We start from the raw sequence: 15,892 nt of genomic DNA on the forward strand, positions 1-15,892 counted from the left end.
GGGACCTAGCAGCAGCTCGTCGAGCCGCCGCAGCAGCCGCCGGATTTTTCACTCAGTCCGAGCTCCGGGCGGGACTGCGGGTCAACCTTGGCTTCGCCCAGTCCGGCGAAGGCGAGCAACTGCCCGCGGCTCGGGTAGCTGCCGGTGGCGACCGTAACGCCGTCGACGATGGTGAGCGGCAGGCCTTTGGATCCGACCAGGTGCATGAACCCGCGGACCGTTTCGTCCTCCGCGAAGGCAGTCGGTTCGCTGGCGAGGTTGTGGCGCGCAATGTCGGCACCGAGGCCCTGGAGATGACGCACGTCCGCGGTCACAGCCACGAGGGACTGGTCGACGTCGGGGCCGCAAACCCCGGTGTCACAGCAGAGGGCGGATTCGTAGATTCGAATGGCAGGCATGTGGTGCTCCTTGACTGTGTGGTGGTTCGATGCGATACCGGACCACTGAGTCCCACGCATTCAGGCCGCGGTCCCGGCGGGGACGTGACCATCATGATTGCGACCCTTTCAGCGTATCGATAATTGTCGATATGCAAAAGCGGGGTCCGGGGTGACGTTGGCAACGCCGCTCATGGAGTTCCCGGCGCTGCCGCACGGCCGGAAGATCCGCCGCAGTCCATGGGCCCCCACCCGGCCGTGAACTAGGCTGGAGCAGTGACCCGCCTTATCCTTGCCTCCCAGTCCCCTGCCCGCACCAAGCTGCTGACCGATGCCGGCATCCGGCACGAAATCCTCGTCTCGGACGTCGACGAGGACGCCGTCCAGGCCCGCTACGGCGTGACAGACCCGCACGACACCGCCCTGCTGCTTGCCCGGGCCAAGGCCGAGGCCGTCGCCTCGCTGCCCGAAGCCGACGGCGCCCTGGTGATCGGCTGCGATTCGGTCTTTGAGTTCGACGGCGAGGCACACGGCAAGCCGTACACGGCCGACGTCGCCAAAGAGCGGATGCTGCGGATGAGCGGCAGTAAAGGAGTACTGCACACCGGCCACTGGCTCGTGGACTGCAGGGACACCGAGGGCACCGATGAGTCCCAGGCCGCCGGCTCCGGCGCTACCCTCGGGCACGTCACCTCCGCCGAGGTCCACTTCATGGAGATGACCCCCGAGGAAATCGACACCTACATCGCAACCGGGGAGCCACTGCAGTGCGCTGGCTCCTTCACGATCGACGGCTACGGCGGGGCCTTCATCCGCAAGGTCGACGGCGACCCGCACGCCGTCGTCGGGCTGTCCATTTCCACCCTCCGCGGGCTGCTGGGACAGGCGCAGGTGGGCATCACCGAACTGTGGACCACCGGCGCAGCGGATCCCGCACTGCTCCGGGCCGAGTGAGCTAATTCGCGCGCCTTTGTAGCAACCCTACAAAGGCAGGGCGCTTTACCCGCGGAATCCGCAACTAATATCGGCGGAACCCACAAAACCGCGCTAGGCTCCCTGAAGGAAAGAAGGAGACGCCTTGTCAGCAAATTCGGAGCAGTCCGCAAATCCCGTGCAGCGATCAGCCCAAGAAGGCACCGCGGCAGAAACCCGCCGAATGAGCAAGGTGCTGATCGCCAACCGCGGCGAAATCGCGGTGCGCATCATCCGCGCCGCGCGCGATGAAGGCCTCGCCTCAGTTGCGGTGTACGCGGACCCGGACCGCGACGCCCTGCACGTCAAACTCGCTGACGAGGCCTACGCCCTGGGCGGCAACACCGCCGCAGAGTCCTACCTCGTGATGGACAAGCTGATCGAGGTGGCCCGCCGCTCCGGCGCCGACGCCATCCACCCCGGCTACGGCTTCCTCGCCGAGAACGCCGAGTTCGCCGCCAAGGTGATCGACGCCGGCATCACCTGGATCGGGCCCTCCCCCGCCGCGATCGCCGCCCTGGGCGACAAGGTCCAGGCCCGCCACATCGCCGAAAAGGTCGGCGCACCGCAGGTTCCCGGCACCGCCGACCCGGTGGAGTCCGCCGAGGAAATCCTTGAGTTCGTGGACAAGTTCGGCCTGCCGGTCGCCATCAAGGCAGCCTTCGGCGGCGGCGGACGCGGCATCAAGGTGGCCCGCACCCGCGAGGAAATCCCCGAGCTCTTCGAATCCGCCGTCCGCGAGGCCGTCGCGGCCTTCGGCCGTGGGGAATGCTTTATTGAACGCTTCCTGGACGCCCCGCGCCACGTCGAGACCCAGTGCCTCGCCGACGCGTACGGCAACGTTGTGGTGGTCTCCACCCGCGACTGCTCGCTGCAGCGCCGGAACCAGAAGCTCGTCGAAGAGGCACCGGCCCCGTTCCTCACGGAGGAGCAGAACCGCCGCCTCTACGAGTCCTCCAAAGCCATCCTCAAGGAGGCCGGCTACCTCGGCGCCGGCACCTGCGAGTTCCTTGTGGGCCAGGACGGCACCATCTCCTTCCTTGAGGTCAACACCCGCCTCCAGGTGGAGCACTGCGTCTCCGAGGAAGTCACCGGCATCGACCTCGTCCGCGAGCAGTTCCGGCTGGCCCGCGGCGAGGAACTCGGCTACGGGGACCCCGAAGTCCGCGGCCACTCGATCGAGTTCCGCATCACCGGCGAGGACCCGGGCCGGAACTTCATGCCCGCCCCCGGCACCATCACACGGCTGTTGAACCCGACCGGCCCCGGCGTGCGGATCGACTCCGGCGTGGAGCAGGGCGATGTCATCAGCGGCAACTTCGACTCGATGCTCTCCAAGCTGATCGTCACCGGCGCCACCCGCACGCAGGCCCTGCAGCGCGCCCGCCGCGCCCTCGAGGAGATGGTGGTTGAGGGCATCCCCACCGTCATCCCGTTCGACCTCGCCGTCGTCACCAACCCGGATTTCGCCCCCGCCGACGGCCCGTTCAAGGTCCACACCCGCTGGATCGAGACGGCCTTCGTCAACGACATCCCCGCCTGGACGCCGACCGGCACCGAGGCTGAACCGGCCGACGGCGGCGAACGCCAGCGCGTCGTCGTCGAGGTCGGCGGCAAGCGCCTGGAGGTCGTTCTCCCGGCGTCGCTGGGCACAGGGGCCGGTTCGGGGGCCGCCAAGCCGGCCAAGGTCAAGAAGCGCTCCCGCAGCGGCGGCGCCGTGGCAGCAGCCAGTGGCAACGCCCTGACCTCCCCCATGCAGGGAACCATCGTGAAGGTGGCCGTCGTCGAGGGTGACCTTGTGGCCGAGGGTGATCTTGTTGTGGTGCTCGAGGCCATGAAGATGGAGCAGCCGCTCACCGCGCACCGCGCCGGAATCGTGATCGGGCTGGCCGCCGCGGCTGGCGAAACGGTCTCCGCCGGCGCCATCATCGCGCTGATTGAGGACGCGGCCGCCGAGTAGCTGCCCGACTGGCGGGACGCAGGCGCGCCTCTGGTGCCCCTGCGTCCCGTCCGTGCAGACTTGGTCTGTGAAACCATTCCTGCTCCTCGCGTCCCGGGCCGAGGACGCCGCCGCCGAGGACGAATACGAAGCCTACCTGCGCTACGGCGGCCTCGAACCCGCGCAGCTGCGGCGCATCCGAATGGAAGCCGCACCGCTGCCCCCGCTGGACCTTTCCGAGTACTCCGGTGTGATTGTGGGCGGAAGCCCGTTCACGTCCAGCGACCCCGCCGGGCAGAAAAGCGACGTCCAGCACCGGGTGGAGCATGAACTCGCGGCCCTGCTCGACCGGATCGTGCCGGCGGACTTCCCGTTCCTCGGCGCCTGCTACGGGGTCGGGACGCTGGGCCGGCACCAGGGCGCCGTGATCGACCGGACCTACGGCGAGGGCCTTGGCGGCGTGACCATCAAGCTGACGGAGGACGGGCTGGTGGACCCCCTGCTGCGCGGGCTGCCGGAGAGCTTCACGGCCTTCACCGGCCACAAGGAAGCCTGCACCCTCCTGCCCTCCCACGCGGTGCTCCTGGCCAGCTCCGCTGCCTGCCCCGTGCACATGTTCCGCATCAAGACCAACCTGTACGCCACCCAGTTCCACCCGGAGCTCGATGCGCAGGGCCTGGCCACCAGGATCGACATCTACCGCCATGCGGGCTACTTCCCGCCCGAATCGGCCGAAATGCTGATCGAGGACGCGCGCCGGTTCTCCGCCTCGGAACCGATGAAAATCCTGCGGAACTTCGTGGGGCTCTACGCGCGCTAGCCCCCGCCGTGCTCCCGCCCAGTTGTTTTCCCGGATCCTCCTGCCGACACGGAAATGCCCGGCGTGTTCAGTGAACACGCCGGGCATTTCTCTCAGCAACCGGGCTGGAGCGTCAACCCCGGCCGGGAAGCGGGCGTCAGGCCACGTTGTTGGTGTAGTCCAGGTCGCGGGTTTCCTTGCTGACGAACAGTGCGATCAGCGTCAGCACGGACATGGAGGCAAGGTACACGCCGACCAGGACGGGGCTGCCCTTCGCCATTTCCCAAAGCCAGACGGCGATGAACGGGGCAACGGCCGCACCGAGGATGCTGGAGAAGTTGTAGCTGATGGCGGAGCCGGTATACCGGACGTTCGTCGGGAACAGCTCCGGCAGCAGCGCACCCATGGGCCCGAAGGTCAGCCCCATCAGGGAGAAGCCGATGATCAGCAGGGCCATCGTGCCCACGAAGCCGGCGCTGAACAGCGGGACAAAGAGCAGGCCGAAGCCGAAGATGCCGAGGGTCACGGCGATCAGCATCTTGCGGCGGCCGTACTTCTCCGCCAGCGGGCCGGAGACCAGGGTGAAGATACCGAAGAACACAACACCGGCAATCAGCATCCAGAGGAAGTCGTTGCGGGTGTAGCCCAGGCCGGGGACGAACGCCGCCGCGGCCGCCTCGGTCATCGGCTTGCCGGCCTTCTCGGCGGCAGCCTTGGCTGCGTCCAGGGTGGCGGCGCGGGTGCCGTAGGTCAGCGTGAACGTTGTCATCAGGTAGAACAGCACGTAGGTGGCAAGCATGATGAACGTGCCCAGGATCAGCTGGCGCCAGCTGGTCTTGAAGACCCGGGCCAGCGGCAGCTTGGCGACCTCGTTGGATTCCAGGACCTTGGTGAAGGCCGGGGTCTCGATCAGCTTGAGCCGGACGTAGAGGCCGATGATGACCATCACGGCGCTGAGCAGGAACGGCACACGCCAGCCCCACTCCATAAAGGCGTCCGGTGTCAGGGTGTAGCTGAAGACCAGGAAGATCACGTTGGCGATGATGAAGCCGATCGGGGCACCCAGCTGCGGGAACGTGCCGTAGATGGCACGTTTGTTCGCCGGGGCGTTTTCGGTGGCGAGCAGGGCCGCGCCGCTCCATTCGCCGCCGAGCGCAAGGCCCTGGGCGAAGCGCATGACAACCAGCAGCGCCGGGGCCCAGAAGGTCCAGCCCGGGACAAGGGCCGTCGGAAGGCAGCCGATCAGGAACGTGGCAATACCCATGGTCAGCAGCGATGCGACCAGGGTGCCCTTGCGGCCGAACTTGTCACCGAAGTGGCCAAAGACAATGGAGCCGAGCGGCCGGGCGATGAACGCGACGCCGAACACCGCGAAGGATGCCAGGAGCTGTGTGGTCTCGTTCTGGTTCGGGAAGAACAGTTTCGGGAAGACGAGCACAGCGGCCGTGGCGTACACGTAGAAGTCGTAGAACTCAACGGTGGTGCCAATCAGGCTGGCGACGATGACGCGGCCGCGCGAGTTCACTGGTTTGGCGGACCCATGATCCGTGGAGGTGGCAGTGGATGACATGTAGTAGCGCTTTCATGAAGACCGGACCGGTGCTGCAAAAAGCCGCCCGGAAGAGGATACGTATGCTTACATAATATGATCTCGCGTCCAATCAATGGACAGAAGTTCCACTATTTGGACATCGTGATTGGTCTCACGTGGTGGTCATCACACTACGCCAACCTTCGCCCCTCACGCCGCCACAAACGCGCCGATAGGCAAACGTCACAGCACGTTAACAAACGGCGAGGGTCCCGGAAACGCGGCTTCCCTACTTTGGAAGGACAACATCCCCCAAGGAGGTCCCCGTGACTTCCCCGAAGGAGGTCCCCGTGACTTCCCCGAAGGAGGTCCCCGTGACTGCTGAACGAACTGCGAGCGCCGATACCGGCGTTTCCCCCGGCACTTCCCCCCGCCTCGACGCCGGCACCACCCCCGGCGGTTCCGCCCTCGAATTCCGTCCCGGCCGCTGGATCGCCAACTGGGATGCCGAGAACAAGGAACAGTGGGAGTCCCAGGGACGCTCCATCGCCCGCCGCAACCTGAACTGGTCCATTTTCGCCGAGTTCCTGGGCTTCGTGGTGTGGCAGCTGTGGTCGATTGTGGTGGTCCAGCTGCCTGCGGCCGGCTTCACCTTCACCACGTCGGAAATCTTCTGGCTGATCTCCATGCCCAGCCTCGTGGGCGCTACCCTCCGGATCCCCTATACCTTTATGGTCCCCCGCTTCGGCGGCCGGAACTGGACCATCGTCTCGGCCCTGCTCCTGCTGATCCCCTCGATCGGCCTGGCCATGTGCGTCGCCAACCCGGAGACCCCGTTCGGGACCATGCTGTTCGTCGCGGCGCTGGCCGGCTTCGGCGGCGGCAACTTCGCCAGCTCCATGGCCAACATCACCTTCTTCTACCCGGCCCGCGAGAAGGGCTGGGCACTGGGACTGAACGCCGCCGGCGGGAACCTCGGCGCCGCCGTCGCACAGCTTGCCGTACCGATCGCCATCACCCTGCTGGCAGCCGGCACCGTCAACCTGCCGGTCGCCGGACTCATGTGGGTCCCGCTGATCCTCCTCGCCGCGTTCGGCGCCTGGAAGTACATGGACAACCTCACCAGCGCCAAGGGCGACGTCGCGGGTTCACTCGCCGCGCTCAAGGAACCGCACCTGTGGATCATGGCGCTGCTGTACATCGGAACCTTCGGCTCCTTCATCGGCTTCGCCGGGGTGTTCCCCAAGCTCATCAAGGACTACTTCCCGGCGTTCTCCTCGATCGGCGTCGGCACCGTTGCCCTGTCCCTCGCCTTCCTGGGCCCGCTGGTCGGCTCGCTGGCCCGCCCCTACGGCGGACGCATGGCGGACCGCATGGGTGGCGCCCGGATGACCGTCGCCGCCTTCGCCGCGATGGCCGTCATCACCCTGACCATGATCTGGACGCTCCCGCTGAAGAACTTCTGGCTCTTCCTGGTCCTGTTCCTGTTCCTGTTCACCGTCAGCGGCTTCGGGAACGGCGCCACCTACCGGATGATCCCGGTCATCTTCGCCACCTCCAGCCGGGCAGCACGGGCCGGCGCCAGCACGGTAACCACCCAACGCCTGGCCTCGTCCGCCCTCGGCCTGATCTCGGCCATCGGAGCGTACGGCGGGTTCGTCATCCCGCAGGTCCTCAACGCCTCCAACAGCGCCAGCGGCTCCTACACCCCCGCGTTCTACGGCTTCGTCGGGGCCTATGTCCTGATGCTGGCCGTGTGCTGGTTCTGCTACATCCGCAACGCCAACCGAAACGCGATGGGACACGTCTAACATGACCACCGGCGCCGACACGCACTGCCCCTACTGCGCCCTGCAGTGCGCCATGACGCTCACCACCCCCGCGGTCCTGACCCCGGCTACCCGGCCGGGGTCAGACCCCGTGCCGGAGCAGCCGGCCGCCGCCCTCCCCGACGCGCCCCTCGACGCGCCCCTCAACGTGACGGGCCGTGACTTCCCCACCAACCGCGGCGGACTCTGCCGCAAGGGCTGGACGTCGGCGACGCTGCTGAACCACCACGGTCGCGTCACCGAACCGCTGCTCAAAGGCGCCGACGGCGTCCACCGCCCGGTCAGCTGGGACACAGCCCTGGAACTCATCACCACCGCCGTCAAGAACACCCGCACCCGCTACGGGGCAGACGCCGTCGGAGTCTTCGGCGGCGGCGGGCTCACCAACGAGAAGGCGTACCAGCTGGGCAAGTTCGCCCGCCTGGCCCTGGGCACCTCGCGGATCGACTACAACGGCCGGTTCTGCATGTCCTCCGCCGCGGCCGCCGGGATGCGCGCCTTCGGCCTGGACCGCGGCCTCCCGTTCCCGCTGGCGGACCTCGATTCCGCCAGCACCATCCTGATGCTCGGATCCAACGTCGCCGAAACCATGCCGCCGTTCGTCCAGCACCTGCAGGGGGCCCGCGACGCCGGCGGCCTGATCGTCGTCGACCCCCGCCGCTCGGCCACCGCGGCGTTCACCTCCGACGGCGGCGGCGGCCTGCACCTGCAACCGCTGCCCGGCACCGACCTCGCCCTGCTGCTGGGCCTGGCCCACGTCGTGATCCACGAGGGCCTCGCCGACGCCGGCTATATTTCGTCCCGCACAAACGGCTACGACGCCCTGGCCCGGAGCGTCGCCTCCTACTGGCCCGAACGCGTCCAGTCCCTCACCGGCGTCCCGGCCGGCCTGATCCGCGACACCGCCCAACGGCTGGCCGACGGCGCACGCCGGGGCGGCAGCTACATCCTCACCGGCCGGGGCGTGGAACAGCACGTCGACGGCACGGATACCGCCACCGCCGCTATCAACCTCTCGCTGCTGCTGGGCCTGCCCGGCTCCGCGCGCAGCGGCTACGGCACCCTCACGGGCCAGGGCAACGGCCAGGGCGGACGCGAACACGGCCAGAAGGCGGACCAGCTCCCCGGCTACCGCAAGATCACCGACCCCGCCGCCCGCGCCCACGTGGCTGCCGTGTGGGGCGTTCCTGAATCGCTGATCCCCGGACCCGGCCTCCCCGCCGTCGAACTTCTCAAGTCGTTGGGACAGCCCGACGGCGTCCGTTGCCTTTTCGTGCACGGCGCCAATGTCGCCGTTTCCGCGCCGGACGCCAACGCCGTGATCGCCGGGCTGCGAAGCCTGGACTTCCTGGTGGTCTGCGACTTCTTCCTCTCCGAGACCGCAGCCGAGGCCGACCTGGTCCTGCCGGTCACCCAGTGGGCCGAGGAGGAAGGCACCCTCACCAACCTTGAGGGCCGCGTGCTCCGCCGCCGCCGGGCCCTCGCTCCCCCGCCCGGGGTCCGCAGCGAGTTGTGGATCATGACCCGGCTGGCCGAGGCCTTGGACGCACCCTCCACCTTCAGCGAGGATCCGGAAACCGTGTTCGAGGAACTCCGGCTCGCGTCCTCCGGCGGCCTGGCCGACTACTCCGGGATCGGCTACGCCATGCTGGACCGCGGCGAAGCCGCCTACTGGCCCTACCCCGCCGGCAGCACCGGAACGCCGCGGCTGTTCCTCGATTCCTTTGCCCACCCGGACGGGCGGGCGGTGTTCACCCCGGTGACGCCCCGCCGTCGTGCTGTTTCTTCGGCGTCCGCCGGCGTTGCGGCTGTGGCGGACCGGGCCGGCACACCGATGACCCTGATCACCGGCCGGCTGATGGAGCATTACCAGTCCGGCGCGCAGACCCGGCGGGTGGCCGCACTGGCCGAGGCCCAGCCGGAAGCACGGCTGCAGATCCATCCGGCGGCCGCCGCCGCGCAGGGCATCGCCGAGGGCGACGTCGTCTCCATTACCAACGGGCGCGGCGAGGTGTCCTGCCGCGCCGCGCTGAGCACGGAGATCCGGCCCGAAACGGTGTTCCTGCCGTTCCACTTCCCGGAGCTGGAAAGCGCCAACCGCCTCACGGAGGCGGCCACGGACCCGATCTCCGGGATGCCGGAATTCAAATTCAGCCACGTCTGGGTCCGGCCCGGCGCTGCCAATCTCCGCGCCACTGAAGTGCAGAAAGAGGGTGCGTCATGACTGAGCGCATTGTTGTTGTGGGCTTCGGGCCGGTGGCCGCGCGGCTGGTCGATGAGCTGCTGCCGGCGGTCCGCAGCGGGCTGGCGCACCTGACGGTGGTCGGCGAGGAGGCGGAAGCCGCGTACAACCGCGTGCTGGTGGCGGACCTCGGGGTCGGCCGGACCACGGCGTCGGCTCTGGCCCTGTCCGATGCCGCCGCGCTGGTTGCCGACGGCGTCGACGTCCGCCTGGGCGTCCGGGTCCGCCGCGTGGACCGCGCCCGGCAGCAGCTGGTCCTCAGCGACGGCACCGCCGCCGGCTACGACCGGCTCGTCTTCGCCACCGGCTCCCGCCCGGTGATCCCCAACCTCACCGGGATCAACCCGGACCCCGCTGCCCCGGTGCTGCCGCCGGGCGTCACCGCGCTGCGGGATCTGCGCGATGCCTCAGTACTTCGGGCAGCAGTGGCCGGCGGCAAGCGCGTGGTGGTCCTCGGCGGCGGCGTGCTGGGCCTGGAGACGGCCCTCGCCGCGGCCGAGGAAGGCGCCACGGTCACCGTGGTGCACAACGGCCCGCATCCGCTGGGCCGGAACATCGACCGCGGCGGCGGGGCGGTGCTTGCGGCGGCGCTGCGGAACTGCGGCGTGCGCATGGCCGGCAACGCCCGCTCCACGGGGGTCGAGCACAACGGACCCGACGGCGGGTTCTCGGCGCTGCTCCTCGATGACGGGTCCGCGATCGACGGCGACCTCCTGGTGCTCTCCTGCGGCGTCCGGCCGCGGACCGAGCTCGCGGAGGGCAGCGGGCTCTCCACCGGCGCCGGAATTCTGGTGGACCACAAGCTCCGGGCCCACCACGAGCCGCACATCTTTGCGATCGGCGACTGCGCCGAGGTCCGCTGTCCCGATCCGGAATGCCTTGAGTGCCGCACGGCGCGCGGTCCGTCCGGGCTGGTGGGCCCGGGCTGGCGGCAGGCGGAATGGCTCGCCGAGTACCTGACGCTGCTGGCTTCCGGGGCGCAGGAGGCGGAGCTCCTGCTTCCCTTGCCGGCCGAACTGCCGGGCGTCATTGTCCTTAAGGCCCGCGGCCTGACCATGGCCGTCGCCGGGGATGTTTCCGCGGATCCCTGGGATGAGGAAGCCCTGTCTGCGGGGGCCGCGGACGGCCGCCCCCGGCTGCAGATCGCACAGTGGGCGGACCCCGAGCATGGCCGCTACGTGAAGATGACGACCCGTGCCGGGGTGCTCGAGGGCCTCGTTGCGGTGGGCATGCCCCGCACCGCTGCGGAACTGGTGCAGCTGTTCGAGCGAGGCGCCGAGCTCCCCGCGGACCGGTCGCTCCTGCTGCGCCTTGACGGACCGGACCAGGCGGCGGCTCCCGGCGCGGCCGACCCCGAGCGGACCGTGTGCCGGTGCGCGGGAGTCAGCGGGACCAAGATTGCTGCTGCGGTGACCGACGGCTGCGGGACGGTGGCCGAGGTTTCAGGCGCCACCCGCGCCGGGACAGGCTGCGGCGGCTGCCATGACGACATCAAGGGGATGATCGAGAAGCACTTTCAGGGGGCGGTTGCCTGACGCCGGGCCGCCGAGGTTGTAGCCCCAGTCGCCCCTGCCCCCGTCCCCTCCTGCGCCGAAGCCCGCGGCCCATCGGTGGAATCCGATGCAAAATGCCCCGGAACCGCTGGGGTCCGGGGCCTTGCAGGGCCGGCTACTTGTTCTTTTTGTCCTTGCCCGGGTTCTCAGCCTTCGAGGCCGGGGATGCCTTGGCAGCCGGGCCTTCGCCGTATGAGGGCGTTGCCGGTGTGGCTGCATTGGCGCTGCGGTGCTCTGCCGCGTTTGCCTGACCGGCGGCGCGCTTCGCGGCTGCGTTCTCGTGTGCCCATGCGGAGTTGCCCGCCGGCTCTTCCGAAGCCGACTCTGCAGGCTCCGGCTCTTCCGAAGCCGACTCTGCAGGCTCCGGCTCGTCCAAAGCCGACTCTGCAGGCTCCGACTCGTCCGGAGCCGACTCTGCAGGCTCCGGCTCGTCCAAAGCCGACTCTGCAGGCTCCGACTCGTCCGGAGCCGGGACGACCGTTGCCGGGTCGTCCGTTGCAGGCTCGACCGTTGCAGGCTCGACCGGCGCAGGCTCAACCGGCGCAGGCTCAACCGGCGCAGGCTCAACCGGCGCAGGCTCAACCGGATCGGCGGTCTCCGCCGGGACCTCCGATACCACGGAGACTGGCTCTGTGGTTTCGGCAGAGGCGGCCATTGCGGCCCCGCCGCCGGCAACTGCGACGACTGAAGCTACCGCGACAGCTTTGGTAGTGGTGCCCAGGGCACCGAAAAAGGAGAAGATTCCTGACATGAAAGGCCTTTCGGGATAAGGGACGTGCGTTGATCTGGAGGCCGCCCCAAACGGCCGGCCGGGCGTCACGTTACTCGACAGAAACGGGTCTCGGCGGGCAGGTGGGCCGATCCTGCGGAATTGCTGATCAGAAACTGCCCCCGAGGACACAAAGCCACCGGCCCCGGTGATCCGGTACCTTAGCGGCAGCCAATCCCTAAGCATCCAAAAGCCGAACGGACCACTCTTTGAAAGACTCCCAGAAAATTGGATTCGAAATTGAGAATCTGATTCTCGGATGTGCAGTTCAAAGAGTGGTCCACTTTAATTGCTTACCGCCAGAAGTCTCTTACTTATCGCAGGCAATTCCGTCACGATCGCGGTCCAGGGCCGTGCGATACCCCGGCGCACCCGCGCGGATAGGGGCTGCTCCCGCTGCCTTGGCTTCGGTGCAGTTTGCGAAGTAAACGTCCGTCGGAGCTGCCGGCGCCGCAGGAGCAGCTGGAACGTTCTTGACAGCCTGCTGGGCTGCCAGCTGATCAGCTCCTCAAGTCGGGCAACCCGAAAACCTGTCACGCACAGTTCAGGAATTCAGCTTCAGTCTTCTGCGGCGGCGGCACGAAGGCGATGATTGGATTAACGGCCTCCGCTTGCCCTCGATTCGATCGGAGAAGATCTCATGCTCAAGACGTTGCTGTGCAAGCTGAACATTCAACACGATTGGCATATTGAACACACAGACGATGGCGCCCTATATAAGCGCTGCAAACGTTGCGGCAAAAACGACGACCGCGGAGGAGGCGGGGCTGGTGGCCCCGGCGCCTGGGCCGGTCCGGCTGGGATGGGCTAGGGAGTCGCCGTACCGCGAGACGCTCCAACTCCCCTGTGTTGTCGCCAACACTTGCCCAGTTGGACAAATACACATCCCTCCACCAGCCAAACGGGCCTTTCTCCCCTTGGCCCGCCCCCTCGACCAGCGTGTACTGAACCCAGGACCCGCCCATCCGCAGGAGGCACCCCATGAACGTCCCCATCATTCTGGCGCTCGCCGCGATCGTGGTGATCGCCGTCGTGCTGGGTCTTGTCTTCGCGCGGGAGAAGGATCCGCAGCGACGGGCCGCGGCGCTGAAACGGACCGGGGCGGCCATCATGGCGGTGTTCACGGTCCTCGGGGGTGTCTTCATGGGCGGCTATGCGCTGCAGGATCCGGGCGGGAATGCCGGGCTGCTGATGACCCTCGCCTGGGTGCTGCCGATGCTGATCCTTGCAGTGGCGGCCTGGTTCTGGCCGGCCGTGACCGCTCCCCTGCTGCTCGCCCTGACTTCCGCCTTCATTGCGGCCTGCGTGTGGCTCGCCTTTGACCCCTCGGCCCTGCGGGCATTCATCAGCGACAACGGACCTGTGATTGCCATCAGCGTCGTCGCCCTGTCGTTCCCGGCAGCCGTGCTCGGCCTGAAGCGCACCGCGCTGGCCGGCTGGCTGCTCGTGGCCCTGGGTGTGCTGCCGCTCCTGATCACGCTCGTCAGCAGGTCGGGCCCGGTCACCTCGCTCGCCGCGGCAAGCGTGGTCCCCTTGATCGCGGGGATCGCCTATCTCGTCTCCGCCCGGATAGCACACGGAGGCACCACCGCCGGGAACCAGCGGGCCGCGGCTGCTTAGGCGGGATGGGCGCAAGGTCTGTTCTGGCCGGGACCCAGCCGTTAGTCTTCGCACATGGCGAACCCACAGAGTAGCTGGAGCCATCGACTCTTAGCCGTCAGCGTTGCGGTCTTAACCATGGTGGTTGTGGCCGCCGTGGGCGTCTGGATATTCCAGCCCGGCTGGTTCGGGACGCCCACCGGCGCGGCCAGCGCGCAGACGCCGTCGACGTCGGTCGACAAACCGCCTTCCACCGCCACTGTTCCCTCGCCGGTGGTAACGACGCCGACACCCAGCCCGACGCCAACGCCCACGCCCACCCCGACGCCCAACCCGGCACTTCTGCTGGCTGAACTCCAGACCGCGGAGATCATCACCAATGGGTTCTGGACGCGCCATTGGGGCGACTATTTCCCGGGCACGTACAGTCCGCCCAAAGTACTCGGGCTGTACGACGGAAACTCCGCGAGTGTTCCGCTGTGCGGGCAAACCCCGCTTTCGGCCGACAATGCTTTCTACTGTCGACCGGCAGACTTCGTCGTGTGGGACAAGGGCCTGATGGAGAAAGGCTACGCCAACGGTGACACCTGGCCCTATCTGGTGATCGCGCATGAGTGGGGCCATGCCATCCAGGACCGGCTCGGCGACTCGCTGACCGAGAAGGCCTCCGAGTTGCAGGCAGATTGTCTGGCGGGCGCGGCCCTGTTCGGCGCCGCAGCGGACGGGGAACTCATCCTGGAAACAGGCGACCAGAAGGAACTGGCCGCGGGCCTCAATGTCCTGGGCGACGAAACGCCGTGGACCGCCAGCGCCGATCACGGCGATTCGTTTGAACGCATCCGGTCTTTCGACGAGGGCCGCGTCCATGGCATTGCCCGATGCGTCCCGGGCATGAAGTTCGGCGGCTGGAACGGCGCGCTCGTTTACCGGAGCGGGATTGAAGTTTCCGTTAGCCCGCTGGGATACAAAAACGTTGAAGGGCCGTTGCCCTCCACCGCGACGCCAACCCCGACCGGGACCGCGGCAGCCGGCAGCACGGTACGCGTGGCTGCGGTCTTCGAGATCACGGTGAAGAACGGCAGCCCGGCGGCATTCGATGCCACTGGAATGGGCAACCCGATCGTCCGCTACGGCGAACGCGGACTGCTTGCCGAGACCGTTCCGGCAGCCGCGACCGATACCCCGTTGGGGATCCTGCAACCTGGCCAGACCAAAAGGATCCAAGTCAGCGCCATCATTCCCGCCGGCCAACTGACAGTCCGGGTGGCGGTCCCCGGACCCAACCCGGCGGTGGACTGGGCGGCATCCTTCGAGGGGGAACTGCCGCCCCGGTGACACTGCGGCCTGCTCCGGCCCGGCACCGCCGCGTAACGCGAATCGGGCACGGAACGGACGGCGGGTAGCATCGGTGCCATGAGCGCCGACGACGACGACATCACCGAAGAACTCCTGGCCGACGCCAACAAGCTGACGGGGCTGAGCCTGGAGCTGCTGGGCCTCGACCCCCACCCGGACGACATGACCCCGGAACAGCGGCTCCAGTTCGATCCGGAGGATCTGGCCGAAATGGCCGCCGTCTCCCCGGAGGACCGCCAGCAAGCCGTGACGCAGACCCGCCTGCTGGCCGGCCTGCTGTGGAACTCGTCGAGTATCCTCATTGACCAGCTCTTCCGCGATCTGGGCACCCTGAGCAAACTGGAGACCGTCACCCCGTCCGACATCGCCGGGACCTCGGTGCTGTCCTCGCTGCCGCCCCAGTTCGCGTCCAACTTCGACTCGAAATTCACCCAGAAGTTCATCGTCGTCGCCGCCGACGTCACGGCGTCCCTGGTCCGCGGCTGGACCGCCCCCGGATGCCTCGCCGCCGAACTCGCGGTCCGCTGCCTGCTCGACCAGGCGGAAATCACCGAAGACATCTACGAACTCGACCTCCCGGAGGACTGGCGGGCGCAGGTTGAGGAAGTCCTGCTGGAGGACGCGGACAGTGAAGCCCTCTACTCGGACAGCCTCGACGTCCTTGAGGACGACGCCGACAGGCTGGGCTTCGAATACTGGTTCAAGCCCTACAACGCCTGGGACACGGTTCCGCCCTACGCCCGCTCCTGAGCCCTAAGCCTCGATCCACCGGTCGGGTTGAGGTTGTATCGGCGGTTTAAACGGAGAATGCCTGTCGGATCGGGAAAAATGGGGTTTGTCTAGAACTCCGTTTGGCCAATCCGAGAGGCATCTCGCAGGTGCAACTTTTCCATAGATCCACGCGTGTGTCAGCCGCGTTCGATGAT

The 15,892-nt window shown here is 67.7% G+C and carries 13 protein-coding genes; 9 read left to right on the forward strand and 4 right to left on the reverse strand.

The window, feature by feature from the left end; all coding sequences use genetic code 11:
- Positions 1–5 precede the first annotated feature (5 nt).
- Entirely contained in the window at positions 6–398 is a 393-nt protein-coding gene (gene arsD / locus ACZY0Y_RS09745) for an arsenite efflux transporter metallochaperone ArsD (protein ID WP_463884255.1), read from the reverse strand.
- Between the two features lie 255 nt (positions 399–653).
- Between arsD and ACZY0Y_RS09750 the strand changes: the two genes are divergently transcribed.
- From ACZY0Y_RS09750 to ACZY0Y_RS09760, 3 genes are all read left to right on the forward strand, one after another.
- Positions 654–1,331, forward strand: a complete 678-nt coding sequence (locus ACZY0Y_RS09750) for a Maf family protein (RefSeq protein ID WP_463884257.1) — start codon at positions 654–656, stop codon at positions 1,329–1,331.
- A 202-nt stretch (positions 1,332–1,533) separates the two neighbouring features.
- Complete coding sequence (locus ACZY0Y_RS09755) at positions 1,534–3,309, forward strand: acetyl/propionyl/methylcrotonyl-CoA carboxylase subunit alpha (RefSeq protein ID WP_463884322.1); 1,776 nt, start codon at positions 1,534–1,536, stop codon at positions 3,307–3,309.
- A gap of 67 nt (positions 3,310–3,376) precedes the next feature.
- On the forward strand, positions 3,377–4,108 hold the full coding sequence (locus tag ACZY0Y_RS09760) for a glutamine amidotransferase (RefSeq protein WP_463957684.1): 732 nt from the start codon (positions 3,377–3,379) through the stop codon (positions 4,106–4,108).
- A 136-nt stretch (positions 4,109–4,244) separates the two neighbouring features.
- Here the strand turns inward: ACZY0Y_RS09760 and ACZY0Y_RS09765 are convergent, their stop codons facing one another.
- Complete coding sequence (locus tag ACZY0Y_RS09765) at positions 4,245–5,657, reverse strand: MFS transporter (RefSeq protein ID WP_463884261.1); 1,413 nt, start codon at positions 5,655–5,657, stop codon at positions 4,245–4,247.
- Positions 5,658–5,992: 335 nt separating this feature from the next.
- Here ACZY0Y_RS09765 and ACZY0Y_RS09770 point away from each other — a divergent pair, with 335 nt between their 5' ends.
- Genes ACZY0Y_RS09770 through ACZY0Y_RS09780 form a run of 3 tightly spaced genes read left to right on the forward strand, consistent with a single transcriptional unit; the run spans position 5,993 to position 11,224 of the window.
- Positions 5,993–7,429 (forward strand): MFS transporter, encoded by a 1,437-nt coding sequence (locus tag ACZY0Y_RS09770; protein WP_463957703.1) that lies wholly within the window; start codon positions 5,993–5,995, stop codon positions 7,427–7,429.
- 1 nt (position 7,430) lies between these two features.
- A complete protein-coding gene (locus ACZY0Y_RS09775) occupies positions 7,431–9,671 on the forward strand; it encodes a molybdopterin oxidoreductase family protein (protein ID WP_463957686.1) in 2,241 nt (746 codons plus the stop codon).
- The gene (locus ACZY0Y_RS09780; RefSeq protein WP_463957688.1) at positions 9,668–11,224 is read left to right on the forward strand and encodes an FAD-dependent oxidoreductase; all 1,557 of its coding nucleotides are present in this window, start codon (positions 9,668–9,670) and stop codon (positions 11,222–11,224) included. Before ACZY0Y_RS09775 ends, ACZY0Y_RS09780 begins: the two co-directional genes overlap by 4 nt.
- Before the next feature lie 133 nt (positions 11,225–11,357).
- Here ACZY0Y_RS09780 and ACZY0Y_RS09785 read toward each other — a convergent pair whose 3' ends face one another.
- Together ACZY0Y_RS09785 and ACZY0Y_RS09790 are read right to left on the reverse strand one after the other, a co-directional pair.
- Positions 11,358–11,993, reverse strand: coding sequence for a hypothetical protein (locus tag ACZY0Y_RS09785; protein ID WP_463957690.1), 636 nt, complete (start codon positions 11,991–11,993; stop codon positions 11,358–11,360).
- Positions 11,994–12,321: 328 nt separating this feature from the next.
- Positions 12,322–12,507: an excalibur calcium-binding domain-containing protein gene (locus ACZY0Y_RS09790; protein WP_463957705.1), complete on the reverse strand. Its 186-nt coding sequence runs from the start codon at positions 12,505–12,507 to the stop codon at positions 12,322–12,324.
- Positions 12,508–12,992: 485 nt separating this feature from the next.
- Here ACZY0Y_RS09790 and ACZY0Y_RS09795 point away from each other — a divergent pair, with 485 nt between their 5' ends.
- The 3 genes from ACZY0Y_RS09795 to ACZY0Y_RS09805 all read left to right on the forward strand — a co-directional run bounded on the left by ACZY0Y_RS09795 (position 12,993) and on the right by ACZY0Y_RS09805 (position 15,716).
- The gene (locus ACZY0Y_RS09795; protein ID WP_463957692.1) at positions 12,993–13,631 is read left to right on the forward strand and encodes a hypothetical protein; all 639 of its coding nucleotides are present in this window, start codon (positions 12,993–12,995) and stop codon (positions 13,629–13,631) included.
- Between the two features lie 54 nt (positions 13,632–13,685).
- Positions 13,686–14,945, forward strand: a complete 1,260-nt coding sequence (locus tag ACZY0Y_RS09800) for a neutral zinc metallopeptidase (protein ID WP_463957694.1) — start codon at positions 13,686–13,688, stop codon at positions 14,943–14,945.
- A 78-nt stretch (positions 14,946–15,023) separates the two neighbouring features.
- Positions 15,024–15,716 carry a hypothetical protein gene (locus ACZY0Y_RS09805; RefSeq protein WP_463957696.1) on the forward strand — a complete coding sequence of 231 codons (693 nt, stop codon included), beginning with the start codon at positions 15,024–15,026 and terminating at the stop codon, positions 15,714–15,716.
- Positions 15,717–15,892: the final 176 nt, after the last annotated feature.

The organism is Pseudarthrobacter kochi (assembly GCF_055412805.1).